13 protein-coding genes and 1 tRNA gene are annotated in these 14,552 nt (G+C 31.3%); 13 read left to right on the top strand and 1 reads right to left on the bottom strand.

Going from position 1 to position 14,552, the window contains the following annotated elements; all coding sequences use genetic code 11:
* Window positions 1-35 precede the first annotated feature (35 nt).
* Window positions 36-111 (bottom strand) — tRNA-Thr (locus ACKRLN_RS03970).
* A gap of 641 nt (window positions 112-752) precedes the next feature.
* Here ACKRLN_RS03970 and ACKRLN_RS03965 point away from each other — a divergent pair.
* From ACKRLN_RS03965 to murA, 13 genes are all read left to right on the top strand, one after another.
* On the top strand, window positions 753-1,406 hold the full coding sequence (locus ACKRLN_RS03965) for a hypothetical protein (protein ID WP_416335323.1): 654 nt from the start codon (window positions 753-755) through the stop codon (window positions 1,404-1,406).
* 82 nt (window positions 1,407-1,488) lie between these two features.
* Window positions 1,489-2,181, top strand: a complete 693-nt coding sequence (locus tag ACKRLN_RS03960) for a TraX family protein (RefSeq protein WP_416335322.1) — start codon at window positions 1,489-1,491, stop codon at window positions 2,179-2,181.
* A 7-nt stretch (window positions 2,182-2,188) separates the two neighbouring features.
* A complete protein-coding gene (locus tag ACKRLN_RS03955; protein WP_416335321.1) occupies window positions 2,189-4,270 on the top strand; it encodes a Tex-like N-terminal domain-containing protein in 2,082 nt (693 codons plus the stop codon).
* A gap of 162 nt (window positions 4,271-4,432) precedes the next feature.
* Complete coding sequence (locus ACKRLN_RS03950) at window positions 4,433-6,178, top strand: proline--tRNA ligase (protein WP_416335320.1); 1,746 nt, start codon at window positions 4,433-4,435, stop codon at window positions 6,176-6,178.
* 14 nt (window positions 6,179-6,192) lie between these two features.
* Window positions 6,193-7,059, top strand: coding sequence for a class II fructose-1,6-bisphosphate aldolase (gene fba / locus ACKRLN_RS03945; protein WP_296141193.1), 867 nt, complete (start codon window positions 6,193-6,195; stop codon window positions 7,057-7,059).
* A gap of 66 nt (window positions 7,060-7,125) precedes the next feature.
* Complete coding sequence (gene rho, locus ACKRLN_RS03940) at window positions 7,126-8,430, top strand: transcription termination factor Rho (protein WP_296141195.1); 1,305 nt, start codon at window positions 7,126-7,128, stop codon at window positions 8,428-8,430.
* Window positions 8,431-8,498: 68 nt separating this feature from the next.
* Window positions 8,499-8,702 (top strand): 50S ribosomal protein L31, encoded by a 204-nt coding sequence (gene rpmE / locus ACKRLN_RS03935; RefSeq protein WP_203126681.1) that lies wholly within the window; start codon window positions 8,499-8,501, stop codon window positions 8,700-8,702.
* Between the two features lie 36 nt (window positions 8,703-8,738).
* Entirely contained in the window at window positions 8,739-9,533 is a 795-nt protein-coding gene (prmC, locus tag ACKRLN_RS03930) for a peptide chain release factor N(5)-glutamine methyltransferase (protein ID WP_296141198.1), read from the top strand.
* A 2-nt stretch (window positions 9,534-9,535) separates the two neighbouring features.
* Window positions 9,536-10,606: a peptide chain release factor 1 gene (gene prfA, locus ACKRLN_RS03925; RefSeq protein ID WP_296141200.1), complete on the top strand. Its 1,071-nt coding sequence runs from the start codon at window positions 9,536-9,538 to the stop codon at window positions 10,604-10,606.
* A 1-nt stretch (window position 10,607) separates the two neighbouring features.
* The gene (locus tag ACKRLN_RS03920; RefSeq protein WP_296141203.1) at window positions 10,608-11,603 is read left to right on the top strand and encodes a cation diffusion facilitator family transporter; all 996 of its coding nucleotides are present in this window, start codon (window positions 10,608-10,610) and stop codon (window positions 11,601-11,603) included.
* Window positions 11,584-12,621 carry an L-threonylcarbamoyladenylate synthase gene (locus tag ACKRLN_RS03915; protein ID WP_296141206.1) on the top strand — a complete coding sequence of 346 codons (1,038 nt, stop codon included), beginning with the start codon at window positions 11,584-11,586 and terminating at the stop codon, window positions 12,619-12,621. The genes ACKRLN_RS03920 and ACKRLN_RS03915 overlap by 20 nt, the downstream gene beginning before the upstream one ends.
* A gap of 8 nt (window positions 12,622-12,629) precedes the next feature.
* Window positions 12,630-13,262 (top strand): uracil phosphoribosyltransferase, encoded by a 633-nt coding sequence (upp, locus tag ACKRLN_RS03910; protein ID WP_296141209.1) that lies wholly within the window; start codon window positions 12,630-12,632, stop codon window positions 13,260-13,262.
* An 11-nt stretch (window positions 13,263-13,273) separates the two neighbouring features.
* Complete coding sequence (murA, locus tag ACKRLN_RS03905; RefSeq protein ID WP_416335319.1) at window positions 13,274-14,548, top strand: UDP-N-acetylglucosamine 1-carboxyvinyltransferase; 1,275 nt, start codon at window positions 13,274-13,276, stop codon at window positions 14,546-14,548.
* Window positions 14,549-14,552: the final 4 nt, after the last annotated feature.

Below are 14,552 nucleotides of genomic sequence, written 5' to 3'. Positions count from 1 at the left end.
AAAAGATGCTAGATTAACTAGCATCTTTTTTATTTTGGAGCTTCAAACAGGACTTGAACCTGCAACAAACGGCTTACGATACCGTGGCTCTACCAATTGAGCTATTGAAGCAAATTACAAAGTGATTATACTCAAATTTATCAATTAAACAATTATCATTATTTAAAAGTTTTGGCAATTTACTCATTTTTGATATAATTAAAAAGGAGTTTATTATGGATTTTTCATTTATATTAAGACAATTACAAAGTATTCTTATAAGCAACAGGGTTACATTAATACCTTTATTTTTTGTACTATTAAATATAATTATATTTATTATATCGCGAACATTTAGGAAAACAGGTCTACTTGTTTTAGCAATAGCTTTTGGCCTAGATTACGCCATTAAATCACTTCCGTTTGATATATATTACAATTTCCCTCAAGTTTATAATTTTATAACGATATTATATATTGTTGGATTTATAATATTTTTTTATAAAATCTTTAAAATTTTAATTAGAATGGGAAATTTAGGTATAAATAATCCCGGTAAAAGTGACTCTAAAGTTGGCCATTTTTTTAAATATACAGGACTTTTACCTTTTTTGCTTATGCTATTTTTAAATATCATCCATGCAGAATATTTTCTCGGAGATGATATTATTAGAATCTTGACCTCCATATCTTTTATTTATATGTTAATCAAAACTATTTATTCAACATACAAATTTTTAAGCACCAAAGAGAGTATCGTGCTTGGAGATAAGATGGATTTTAGAGAGATAAAAGAATATTTGAATTCTGAAGATAAATATGAAAATTATAGAAATTCTAAAAATCAAGGAAGAAGAGTGAGAAAAACTCTAGAAAAAGAATATTTTGAACCTAGCCAGACTATAAAAATTGACAAAGATATAATAAATAAAAAAATTAGCATGTCAAATGTTGATGAAATGTCAAATGAAAAAGAATCGTCTATAAAAAATGAAAATCAGATGAAAAGCACAGTATCAAATACTGGTCTTATAAGGCTAATTAGTACAGAAGATAAAAATCAATCTAATAGAACCACAATATCCATTCAAAATCTAATCTCTGGTGAAAAAAATTCATTTACTAGCAATAGACCTATTTTAAAAATTCAAGAAAATAATGAGTATAAAATTGACTTGGAATTTGAAAATATCAATGAATATGATTATGGAAGATTTATAGATCTACTCTTAAAGTATTCTAAAGATAAAAGTGCTTATAAGTTTGAGCTGATTGTAAGTCCTAATGAGGATCCTACTAGCAAAGTTATATTTTTTGATCCTTCAAATATATATGATATAGATGAGAAAGATTATGCAAATGTAGGTGGGAAAGTAATTAGTATGAATTTCCCTAAATACAAAATTAATTTTATAAAGGGAAATTAATATGAACTATTTGAAATACAAAGATAAAGAAATATATACAAGAGTTTGGTATAGGGATAGACCGTACTTAACAGGAGCTCATTTGAAATATATTGCTATGTTTTTTATGTTACTATCTCATTTAGCTCAAACGGGTTTCTTGTATAGTTTAGGAGAAAAATATTTTGCATTAGCAGATATTTTTGTTTTATTAGGCAGAATATCTATGCCAATATTTTGTTTTTTTACAGTTCAGGCTGTAATTTATACAAAAGATTTTAAAAAATATATTTTAAGAATGCTTGTGTTTGCACTTCTTTCCGAAATCCCGTTTGACCTTGCTATATTTGGAGCTCCAATATATAAAGATAGTCAGAATGTATTTTTTACATTGCTAATGGGTGCATTGGCTATATATGGCATTGATTATTTATGGAAAAAGAATCTTAATCCAATATTAAAAATACTAGCTATACTAATTATTGCATTCATTGCTAGAAATCTAGCTTTAACTTTTAGAACAGATTACAAACACAATGGGATAATGGCCATAGTTATTTTGTATTTAGCTAAAGATAGTAAAATTTTGACAGCTCTAGCATTACTATTGGCTTTTCATTTTGAATTTGAAATGGGCGGATACGCTATACCCGTAACATATGGGTTTGTATATTTAGCCATTCCTTTGATAATGCTATACAATGGACAAAGAGGAAAACAAAATAAATGGACATTCTACTTATTCTATCCAGTCCATTTATTAATTATTTACTTAATGAAACTTTTATTTTTATAAGGAATTTATGAATATTACAGAAATTTTATCAGAACAATTAAATATAAATGAAAAAAATATCAACAATGTCATCGATCTATTAGATGAGGGGTCAACCGTAGCTTTTATAGCTAGATACAGAAAAGAAAAAACCGGTAACCTAAACGATGTCGACATCAGAAATATTGAAAAAAATTTAAACAAATTAAGAAATATAGAAAAAAGACAAGAAGAAATAATTAATTCTTTAGAAAGTCAAGAAAAACTAACAGATGAATTAAAAGAGGGAATTTTAAGTACAAATTCTTTAACAATTCTGGAAGATATATATGCACCGTTTAAGAAAAAAAGAAAGACAAGAGCGGACAAAGCAAAAGAATTAGGTCTAGAACCTTTATATAAGTTTTTATTAAATGAAGCTAATAGTAGGCAAGAAGCTATTAATTATGCTAAAGACTTTTTAAGTGAAGATATTGAAAGTCCGGAGCTAGCAATTGAAAAAGCTCTTGATATATTTGCTGAAGATATCTCAAATAATATTGATGCTAGAAATATAGTACGTCGAGATGGAATGATGCGAGCTAAACTATCGTCTACACTTAAAGAAGATCCTAATAAAATTTATGAAACTTATTATGACTTTAATAAAAAAGTTAAGGATATAAAATCATATCAAATTTTAGCTATAAATAGAGCTGAAAGAGATGGGGCCTTAAGTGTAAAGATAGATTTTACTGATGAGTATAATAAAAAACTTATTGCTGATCTTTACGAAATCAGTAATGAATATCAAAAAGAATTATTAAATCTAAGCATAGATGATGCATATAAAAGGCTCATACTACCTTCAATCACTACCGAATTACGCAATTTCCTAACCGATTCAGCAGAGGATGAGTCTATTAAAGTTTTCTCTAAAAACTTAAAACCATATTTCCTACAAAGACCAATCAAGGGAAAAAATGTGATGGGACTAGACCCAGGTTTTAGGACAGGTTGTAAGGTAGCAGTAGTAGATCAAAATGGAAAATATTTAGACAAAGCAGTTATTTATCCAGTTGAACCCCACAAAAAAGAAGCTGAATCTATTAGGGTACTTATTGATTTAATTAAAAAATATAATGTAAGCCTTATTGCATTGGGAAATGCTACCGCTAGTAGAGAAACCGAAATATTTGTAAATAAATTGATTGAACAAATTGATAAAGACTTAGCATATGCTGTGGTTAATGAGGCCGGAGCATCAGTTTATTCGGCATCAACTTTAGGTGAAGAAGAGTTTCCAGATCTTGATGTTACAATTCGTGGTGCTATATCCATGGCTAGAAGATTACAAGATCCAATGGCAGAACTTGTTAAAATTGAACCAAAACATATAGGTGTTGGACAATACCAACACGATTTAAATGAGAAAAAATTAGATGAAGAACTTTCCAAAGTTGTGGAAGATGCAGTAAATGAAGTAGGTGTTACTATTAATAATGCATCCTACAAGCTTTTATCTTATGTTTCTGGCCTAAACTTAACGCTAGCAAAACGAATTGAGGATAGCTTTAAAGAGGGCAACTTAATTTATAGAAAAGATTTAAAAAACGTTAAGGGATTAGGAGATAAGACCTATAAACTTGCTGCAGGCTTTTTAAGATTTCCTGATTCACCAGAAATTTTAGATAACACTGGTGTCCACCCAGAAAGTTATAAAATTGCTAAAAAACTTTCAGATTATGATTTGGATCAATTAGACTTAGATACTCTTAGTACAGCATTAAACGTTGGAATTCCAACTTTAAAAGATATAATAACAGAACTTAAAAAACCAGGAAGAGATCCACGTGATGATAATCCTGAAGTTTTAACCAAATCAGAAATTATGACAATTGATGATATAAAAATAGGGGATGAAATCAAGGGGAAAGTTAGAAATATTACTGACTTTGGTGCCTTTGTCGACATTGGGGTAGGTATAGACGGACTAGTTCACATATCAAAAATGAGTGACAAATTTATAACTGATCCTAATGAAATTTTAAAAAATTCGGATATAATTAATGTTAAAGTTATCGATATTGACAAAGAAAAGTCAAGGATATCACTATCGATGATAAACTAAAGGAGATTAAATGAGTAATCATAAAGTGAGATTTTTCATTGAATTAAAATTAGCCGAAAATAGTATAATAATTTATTATAACAATTATGTTGCTAAAGCCCCCGAATTAATGAGATAATTTAAAGTAGATTTAGCAACGAAATTTTATAATAGGAGATGTAGATGAAATTAACAAATTATTATATGCCAACCTTAAGAGATGATCCAGCTGATGCTGAGGTAGCAAGTCATAAATTGCTAGTAAGAGGTGGTTTTGTAAGAAAACAAGAAGCTGGAATTTATTCTTATTTACCACTTGGGATGAAAGTAAAAAATAAGATTTTTAAAATTGTATGTGATGCAATGGAAGACTATGACTCTATCCAAGTGGAAACATCTATGGTTCAACCAAAAGAATTATGGGAAGCATCTGGTAGATGGCAAACATTTGGACCAGAAATGTTAAAAATGTCTGATAGACTTGGTCGCGAATATTGCTTTGGACCAACTGCAGAAGAATATTTTGCTGATTTAGTTAAAAACGAATTAGTATCATATAAGCAGCTTCCACTAAATCTTTATCAAATAGTAGAAAAGTTTAGAGATGAAAGAAGACCAAGAAACGGAATCATCAGAGCAAGAAGCTTTCTTATGAAAGATGCTTATTCATTTGATGAAGACTATGATCAATTACAAATTTCTTATCAAAAAATGTGGGATGCATATGTACAAGCATTTGATAATATGCGCATTGACTATAAAATCGTACAAGGTGATACTGGGGCCATGGGAGGTAGAGTATCACACGAATTTATAGCTTTAGCAGAAAATGGTGAAGGAATTATTTTCTATACTGACGAATCAGATTATGCAGCTACAATTGAAAAAGCTTCTTACATCAAAGAATATAAACAAGAAGAATTAAAAGACCTAGAACTAGTAGAAACAACTGATAAAACTACAATTAAAGATGTAAGTGAGTTCTTAAATGTTCCAGAAGAAAAACTAGTGAAAACTGTTGATTTAAAAGTGAATGGCGAGCCAGTTTTTGTATTTGTACCTGGGGATAGAGAGCTTAATATGGCAAAACTAATTGCATATTTACAAGTTCCAGAACATGAAATCGAAATGATGGATGATGAAATGATCCTAAAATATACTGGAGCTGAACCAGGATATACTGGACCAAAAGGTTTGTTAAACAACCCAAGAGTCATTATAGATAAATCAATCACTCAAATGACAAACACTGTAATTGGTGCAAACAAAGAAAATCACCACTATATGAATGCTACGTTTGGTCGTGATTTTGATGGTGAAGTAGCTGAGGACTTATTAACAGCCAAAGAAGGCGATATGGCAATTGATGGTTCTGGTAAACTTAAAGCTGCACAAGGTATAGAAGTTGGAAATATATTCCAATTAGGTACAAAATATTCTGAGTCAGTAGGTGCTTATTTCCTAGATAGAGATGGAAAACAACAGCCTATCGTTATGGGTTCATATGGAATCGGTGTTAGCCGTTCTATTGCTGCTATTATCGAACAAAACCATGATGAAAATGGTATTATTTGGCCAACAACAGTGTCTCCTTTTGAAGTAATTATTACTACTATCAATGTAAAAAATGAAGAACAAATGAATTTATCTGAAGAAATTTATGCAAAACTACAAGAAAATGGTATAGATGTTCTATTTGATGATAGAGAAGAAAGAGCGGGAGTTAAGTTTAACGATAGAGATCTTATTGGAATTCCATATAGAATAACAGTAGGTAAGGGTGCTGCTGATAAAAAAGTTGAATACTCTACTCGTCGTGAGGGTATAAATGAATCAGTAGATGTTAATGAAGCTATCGACAAAGTTATAGAAAATGTTAAAGCCGATTTAGTAATGACTAGACATAAACCAGATAGCTACGAAGCTTAAAAGGAGATTAGAATATGTTAGTAAATGCAAAAGAAATGTTAGACAAAGCTTATGAAAGTGGATATGCAATAGCTCACTTTAATACAAATAACCTTGAATGGACAAAAGCTATTCTTCAAGCATGTGAAGAGAAGAAAACAGCTGTAATTATTGCATCATCTGAAGGTGCTGTAAAATATATGGGCGGATTTAATACTGTGGCTGCACTAGTTAAAACAATGCATGATGATCTAGGAATTACAGTTCCAGTTGCACTTCACTTAGACCACGGAACTTATGAAGGAGCTAAAAAAGCAATAGAAGCAGGATATACTTCAGTTATGTTTGATGGTTCAAGCTTGCCACTAGAAGAAAACCTTGAAAAAACACGTGAAATAGTTGAATTAGCTCACGCTAAAGGTATATCTGTTGAGGCAGAAGTTGGTGGTATCGGTGGAGAAGAAGATGGAGTAACAAGTGCAGGAGAACTAGCGGATGTTAATGAATGTAAACAGCTAGCAGGTTGTGATATCGACTTTATTGCTGCAGGGATTGGTAATATCCACGGAGTTTATCCAGCAGATTGGCAAGGTCTTAACTTTGATAGATTAAGAGAAGTATCAGATGCTGTAAATATGCCTATTGTATTACACGGTGGTACAGGAATACCTGAAGATCAAATTAAAAAAGCAGTTGAACTAGGTGTTTCAAAAATAAATGTTAATACAGAATGTCAAATTGCATTTGCTAAAGCTACTCGTGAATACATTGAAGCTGGCAAAGACAAAGAAGGTAAGGGATTTGATCCAAGAAAACTTTTAGCTCCAGGTACTCAAGCTATTAAAGATATTGTTTTTGAAAAAATAGATATGTTTGGTTGTGAAGGTTCAGCTAATAAATAAAAGAACTAATTTATAGGGCCATTTTGGTTTAACCAATTGGTCCTTTAATTTTTTACTAGGAAAAATATGGATAATTTAGAAGTGAAATTAGTAACTGAATTAAGAGAAATTGCTAAGGAATTAGAAATCCCGTCAGTTACTAAATACAAAAAAGATGAATTAATTAAACTTATTGAACAAGCTTATAAAGAAAAAGAAGAAGAAGAGAAAGAAAAACAAGATAACGACCTAGGTGCGAAATTTGATTGCGAAGGAGTACTTGAGATTCTTCCAGATGGATTTGGTTTTTTACGTTCTGATTTACATGAACAAGGGGATGATGACATATACGTTCCTCCAAAGCAAATCAAAATGTTTAGACTAAAAACTGGTGACTACATAAAAGGTATTGCTCGTGAAAAACATGATAAGGATAAATTTGCACCCTTAATTTTCGTTTCTGATGTAAATGGTATAAAACCAGGTGAAGCCTTTAATAGACAATCATTTGAAGATCTTACACCTATATATCCAAATGAGAGAATCAGACTTGAAACTACAAAAGAAAATATATCAGGCCGTATTATTGATATGATATCCCCTGTAGGTCGTGGTCAAAGAGGGTTAATAGTATCTCAACCAAAGGCTGGTAAAACTACACTAATAAAAAACATAGAAAGAGCAATAGAAAAAAACTATGATGATGTAAAGATATTTGTCTTACTTATTGATGAGAGACCGGAAGAAGTTACTGACCTCATAAGATTTGTAAACGAATATCGCGATCCAACAAATGATTATATGCGAACAGAAGTCGCCTCATCAACTTTTGACATGCCTCCACAAAACCATATTGAAATGGCAGAAATGATTTTAGAAAGAGCGAAAAGGTTTGTCGAAGATAAAAAAGATGTTGTAATACTTCTTGATTCGATAACTAGACTAGCACGTGCCTACAATATTACAACTCCACAATCAGGTAGGACTTTATCTGGTGGTCTAGATCCAATGGCTCTAGTCGGTCCTAAACAATTTTTTGGTGCAGCTCGTAATGTGGAAGATGGCGGGTCACTTACTATACTGGCTACAGCGCTAGTAGATACTGGAAGTCGTATGGATGATATGATTTTTGAGGAATTTAAAGGAACGGGTAATATGGAAATACACCTAGACAGAAGATTATCTGATAGGAGAATTTTTCCGGCGATAAATATTGAAAAATCATCAACAAGACGCGAAGACTTATTACTAAGCAAGGATGAATTAGAAGCAATATATAAGATTAGAAAATCAGAAATGGATACTACAGAATCCATAGTTGAGCTAATAGATTTTATGAAACGAACCTCTACAAATGAAAAACTAATTGATCTTATTAATAATTCATTATAAGTTGATTTAAAGTATATTTCGTGGTATAATTTTATATGCTTATTGAATCAAGAAATAGAGGTGTTAAAATGAATAAAGAAATCCAACCAGAATACCATGAAGCAAAAGTAACATGTATTTCTTGTGGAAATGAATTTACAGTAGGATCTACTGAAGAAGAAATCAAAGTAGAAGTATGCAACAACTGTCATCCATTCTACTCAGGAAAACAAAGAAATGCTGAACGTGGTGGTAACGTTGAGAAATTTAACAAAAGATACGGTAGAAAATAATAAGGTTAGGCAACTAACCTTATTTTTGTGTAAATAATGAAAATAAGAGAAATTTTAGATAAAAAAAACGATGAACTTATAATTGCTTTAAGCTATCTTATAGATAAATCAAAGTCATTTATTTACTTAAATCCTGATTTGGAATTAAATAATGAAGTTTCGAACAAAATAGTGGAGATTGAAAATAAAATAAATGATGGTGAACCGCTCCAATACGCCCTTGGTCTATGGGAATTTTATGGTTTAGACTTAATAGTAGATAATAGAGCCTTAATACCTAGATTTGAAACAGAAATATTAGTTGATTATATCTTAAAATCTGATATTAAAAAAGAAACTATTCTAGATATTGGTACAGGCAGTGGAGCCATTAGTCTTTCATTAGCTAAAAATTTAGAAAATTCTGATATCATAGGTGTTGATATTGAAAATAACGCCTTATCTTTGGCAAATGAAAATAAAGAGAAATTAAATTTAAAAAATGTAAAATTTTTGAAAAGTGATTTATTTTCTAATATTAATACTAAATTTGATTTGATAGTATCCAATCCGCCATATATTAGCGAAGCAGACTACAAATGTTTGGATAAACAATTATTTTTTGAACCAAAATCAGCACTTGTTGGTGGTGAAGATGGTTTAGATTTTTATAAAGAAATAATAAAAGAAGCACCAAAGTATTTAAACGAGGGTGGACATATAGTTTTTGAAATTGGATATGACCAAAAGGTTGCTATAAATGACTTATTGATCAAATCTGATTTTAAAAATATAGAAAATATAAAAGATTTTAATGGTTTTGATAGAATAATCATTGCCAAGAAAGGATAAATATGTTTGAAAATTTAGATCATATAAGAGAGAATTATAAAGATTTGGAGTTAAAACTTGCAGATCCAGAAGTATTATCCGATATAGATAAATTTACAAAAATATCAAGAGAATACAATTCATTAAAGCCAATAGTAGAAAAATACGAAGAGATTTTAAATGCACAATCAACTATTGAAGAAAATCAAGAATTGATGAATGAGACAAATGATAGCGAAATGCTTGATATGCTAAAAGAAGAAATCAGTGAAAATAAGAAAAATCTTGAAAGCTTTAATGAAGAAATGAGAATTTTGCTAATCCCTAAAGACCCTAACGACACAAAAGACGTTATTGTCGAAATCCGTCCAGGTGCTGGTGGGGATGAAGCTGGTCTTTTTGCTGGCGATTTATACAGAATGTACAATATGTATGCTGATAAAGCTGGATTTAAAACTGAAGAAATTGAAGTTGCTAGTCAAGGTGTTGGTGGTATCAAGGAAGCTACTTTTGTAGTTAAAGGCGAAGGTGCGTATTCTAAATTAAAATATGAATCTGGTGTACACAGAGTACAGCGTGTTCCAGAAACAGAATCAGGCGGCAGAATCCATACATCTACAGCAACAGTTGCGGTTTTACCTGAAGTTGATGATGTAGATATTCAAATAGATCCTAACGATGTTAGAGTCGATGTTTATAGATCAAGTGGTAATGGTGGTCAGTCAGTAAATACAACAGACTCTGCAGTTAGACTTACCCATGAACCAACAGGTCTAGTTGTAACTTGTCAAGATGAGAAAAGTCAGATTAAAAACAAAGAAAAAGCAATGAGGGTACTTCGTGCTCGTCTTTACGAATTAGAAGAAGCTAAAAGGAATAAAGAAATTGCAGATAATAGAAAATCTCAAGTAGGTACTGGTGATAGAAGTGAGAGAATTAGAACTTATAATTTTCCACAAGGTAGGATAACTGATCACAGAATCAACAAAACAATTTACCAACTAGATGATTTCTTAAATGGAAATATTGATGAAATGATCAACTCATTAATTGCAGAAGACCAGACAAGAAAACTAGAACAAATAGGAGAATAATTTGTTTAACTTCTTTGCCAGTAAGTTTATAGATGATTATAAAAATTATAATAAACCTTATATAAGATTAAAATTAATATCTTTATCATCTATAATCGGGATTGTTATTAACATAATTTTAGTTATTTTTAAGTTAATTGTAGGATTTTCTACAAACTCAGCTGCAATTATAAATGATGGCTTTAATAATCTATCTGATAGTGTAGTATCAATAATGGCTCTAGTTGGTTCAAAAGTAAGTCAAAAACCAGCGGATAAGGAGCATCCATTTGGACATGGTAGGGGAGAAAGTTTAATTTCTTTACTAGTTAGCATTGTGATTATGTATGTTGGATTTAGATTATTTATAAACGCCCTACATCACTATGCTGATGACGACCAGACTGTATTTACACCCATAGCTATCATAGTATTAGTGATGAGTATATTAGCCAAGGTCTACATTTATATCCTTAATAGAAAGTTATATAGAAAATTAGATTCAGATTTAAATTTTGGAGTTATGGCTGATGCAAGAAATGATATTTTAGCCACAGCTGGAATTATAATAGCAGCTATTATTGAAAACTCATTTAATATAAAAATTGATGCTATTATGGGATTAATATTAGCGGCATTTGTTTTTAAACCAGGCTTTGATTTATTTGGCCAATCCGCTGCTTACTTAATAGGACAAAGAGTCGATCCAGATATTGAAAAACGTGTTGGGGATATCATCCTTGAAAATGATTTTATAATTGGATATCATAGCTTACACATACACGAATATGGAAAAGGTCATCTAGATGGTTCTGTTGATATAGAAATAGCAGAAAATCTTTCTTTATTTGTAGCTCATAAGATTGTTACAGATATCCAAAGAAAAATCAAAGATGAAATAGGTTTAGATTTAACTATCCATATGGACCCCACATATTCATTAATAATGACAGATAGAGTAATAGATGAGATTAAAAAAATAGAAATACAGGCAAAAAATGATTACGAAGACTTTTAGTATAGATAAAGAAGATATAGATGATAAAATATTAAAAGAAGCATCTGAAATAATAAATGATGGAGAGCTAGTAGCTTTCCCTACAGAAACAGTTTATGGACTAGGTGCAGATGGTTTAAACTCTAATGCCTGTCAGAAAATCTTTAAGGCAAAGGGAAGACCATCTGATAATCCATTAATATTACATATTTCTAATAAAACTATGCTATATAATTTAGTAGATGATATTAATGAAGATGCAAAAAAATTAATGGAATCATGTTGGCCTGGGCCTTTAACTTTAATTTTGAAAAAATCAAATAAAATCCCAGACATTGTAACCGCAGGATTAGATACAGTTGCAATTAGAATGCCAAGTGATAAGATTGCATCAAGATTCATCGAAATATCAAATACACCAATTGCTGCACCAAGTGCAAATACATCGGGAAAACCATCCCCTACTAGAGCTAAGGATGTTTTTCAAGATTTAAATGGAAAGATATCCATGATTCTAGATGGAGGATCTTGTAAAATTGGTATAGAATCTACAGTTGTTGATTGTAGTGAAGATAATCCTGTCATCTTAAGGCCAGGATTTTATACATTTGAAGATTTACAAAAAATTATACCAACAATAACTCTTGATGACTCATTAATTAGTGATGAAAAGACACCAAGATCTCCTGGGCAAAAGTATAGACATTATTCACCAAATGCAAAGATGAAAGTGTATATTGGTAGTAATGCTGCTAATAAGATGCTAGAGGAGGCTAACAAATTTAAAAATCAAGGCCTCAAAGTTGGCGTACTTACTTTTAATGACTCAATTTCTTTATTTGATGATTTCAAATCGATGTCATTTGGGAATCGTGATAATTTATCATATATGAGTCATGTATTATTTACCGCCTTAAGAGAAATGGACAATAATGGTGTAGACATAATCTTAGCCGAAGGTGTGAATGACAACAACTTGGGTAAGAGTATAATGAATAGAATGAAAAAATCCGCATCTAACAATATATTTTATATATAGGAGGAATTATGCAAGAAAATGTGAAAGTTTTAGACCATCCAGTAATTAAACATAAAATCTCAATTTTGAGGGACGCAAATACAGGCTCTACAGAATTTAGATCTATTATAAAAGAAATTTCTATTATATTAGCTTATGAAGCTACAAAAGACTTAGCCTTGGAAGAATTTGATTTGGAAACTCCGGTTGCAACAACTACAGGTTATAGAATTTCTGGTAAAAAACTAGGCATAGTTCCTATTTTAAGGGCAGGTCTTGGAATGGTAGATGGAGTTCTAGAAGTACTCCCAGCTGCGAAAATTGGTCATATTGGTATGTATCGTGATGAAGAAACTTTACAACCTGTTGAGTATTACTCAAAATTACCAAATGATGTTGAAAAAAGAGACATCATGGTAGTTGACCCTATGCTTGCAACAGGTGGATCAGCTTGTGATGCCATTGGTAGACTAAAAGAAAAAGGATGCAAGGATATAAAATTACTAAGCATAATAGCAGCTCCAGAAGGTGTTAAGAAATTACAAGAAGAACATCCAGATGTAGATATATTTATTGCACAATTAGATGATGGATTAAATGAAAATAGCTATATTGTACCAGGCCTAGGTGATGCAGGCGATAGACTTTTTGGTACAAAATAAAGGAATTATAAATGAATAAAAAAGAAGTTTTAGTAATTAGTGGTGGCGGCCCTCTAGAAGGTGAAGTGACTATATCAGGAGCGAAAAATTCGGCATTGCCAATCCTTGCAGCTTGTGTACTAGGAACTGAGGAAATAATCTTAGATGGTGTACCAGGACTAAAAGATGTTGAGATTATGATAGAGGTTTTAAAGCACCTTGGATCAAAAGTTGAGTATCTTGGAGAAGGAACTGTAAAAATAGATTCTTCAGAATTAAACTCTTGCGAAACTCCATTTGAACTTATGGATAAAATGCGTGCTTCATTTGTTGTTATGGGACCCCTTTTATCAAGATTTAAAGAAGCACATACAAAAGCACCAGGTGGGTGTAACATAGGTGCTAGACCTATAGATTTACACTTAAAAGGATTTGAAGCACTAGGAGCAACAAATATAGTAAATGATGATGAAATTTCAATTAGAACTGATGGTAAACTGCTAGGAAATGAAGTTTATTTAGATTTCCCTTCAGTAGGCGCAACACAAAATATTATGATGGCGGCAACTCTTGCAGAAGGTGAAACTATTATTGAGAATGCTGCAAAAGAACCAGAAATTGTAGATCTAGCTTCATTCTTATCAAAAATGGGTGCTAAAATAAAAGGAGCCGGTACATCTACAATTACAATTGAAGGTGTAGAGAAACTTACTGGTACACGTCACACAATTATTCCGGATAGAATAGAAGCAGCAAGCTATATGATTGCAGCCGCTATGACAAAAGGTAATGTAACCATAAATAATGTTATCGGATCTCACATAAGACCAGTTATAGCAAAATTAATTGAAATGGGTGCAGATGTAGAAGAAATAGATGATGAAGATATTATAAAGGTAAAAGTTGATAAGAGACTTAAACCTACAAATATTCAAACACTTCCATATCCTGGATTCCCAACTGATGTTCAAGCTCAATTTATGGCTTTGATGACTACTTGTGATGGAGAGAGCAAAATCCAAGAAACAGTATTTGAAAATCGATTCATGCATGTTGAACAACTAAACAAAATGGGAGCAGCTATAGCAACTAGTGGTAATAGAGCAACAATTGCTGGTGTTGATAAACTACATGGTGCTGATGTACGAGCAACAGATTTAAGAGCGGGAGCTGCACTAGTAATTGCGGCTTTAACAGCAGAAGGTGAAACTAGAGTATCAGATATTTATCATATCGACCGTGGATATAGTGATTTAGTAGAAAAATTTACTAATCTGGGGGCAGATATTAAGAGAGTAGAAATATAATAAA

Source organism: Anaerococcus sp. AH8042_DFU013_CI05 (genome assembly GCF_047936775.1).
Lineage (GTDB): Bacteria > Bacillota > Clostridia > Tissierellales > Peptoniphilaceae > Anaerococcus.
Note: the sequence above shows the minus strand (reverse complement) of the source record. Positions and strands in the feature narration are given on the sequence as shown.

Coding starts and splice junctions, on each gene's coding strand:
- ACKRLN_RS03915 (WP_296141206.1), top strand. CDS start 11,584: ATGATTACGAAGACTTTTAGTATAGATAAAGAAGATATAGATGATAAA.
- ACKRLN_RS03955 (WP_416335321.1), top strand. CDS start 2,189: ATGAATATTACAGAAATTTTATCAGAACAATTAAATATAAATGAAAAA.
- rpmE (WP_203126681.1), top strand. CDS start 8,499: ATGAATAAAGAAATCCAACCAGAATACCATGAAGCAAAAGTAACATGT.
- ACKRLN_RS03965 (WP_416335323.1), top strand. CDS start 753: ATGGATTTTAGAGAGATAAAAGAATATTTGAATTCTGAAGATAAATAT.
- murA (WP_416335319.1), top strand. CDS start 13,274: ATGAATAAAAAAGAAGTTTTAGTAATTAGTGGTGGCGGCCCTCTAGAA.
- fba (WP_296141193.1), top strand. CDS start 6,193: ATGTTAGTAAATGCAAAAGAAATGTTAGACAAAGCTTATGAAAGTGGA.
- prfA (WP_296141200.1), top strand. CDS start 9,536: ATGTTTGAAAATTTAGATCATATAAGAGAGAATTATAAAGATTTGGAG.
- ACKRLN_RS03950 (WP_416335320.1), top strand. CDS start 4,433: ATGAAATTAACAAATTATTATATGCCAACCTTAAGAGATGATCCAGCT.
- prmC (WP_296141198.1), top strand. CDS start 8,739: ATGAAAATAAGAGAAATTTTAGATAAAAAAAACGATGAACTTATAATT.
- upp (WP_296141209.1), top strand. CDS start 12,630: ATGCAAGAAAATGTGAAAGTTTTAGACCATCCAGTAATTAAACATAAA.
- rho (WP_296141195.1), top strand. CDS start 7,126: ATGGATAATTTAGAAGTGAAATTAGTAACTGAATTAAGAGAAATTGCT.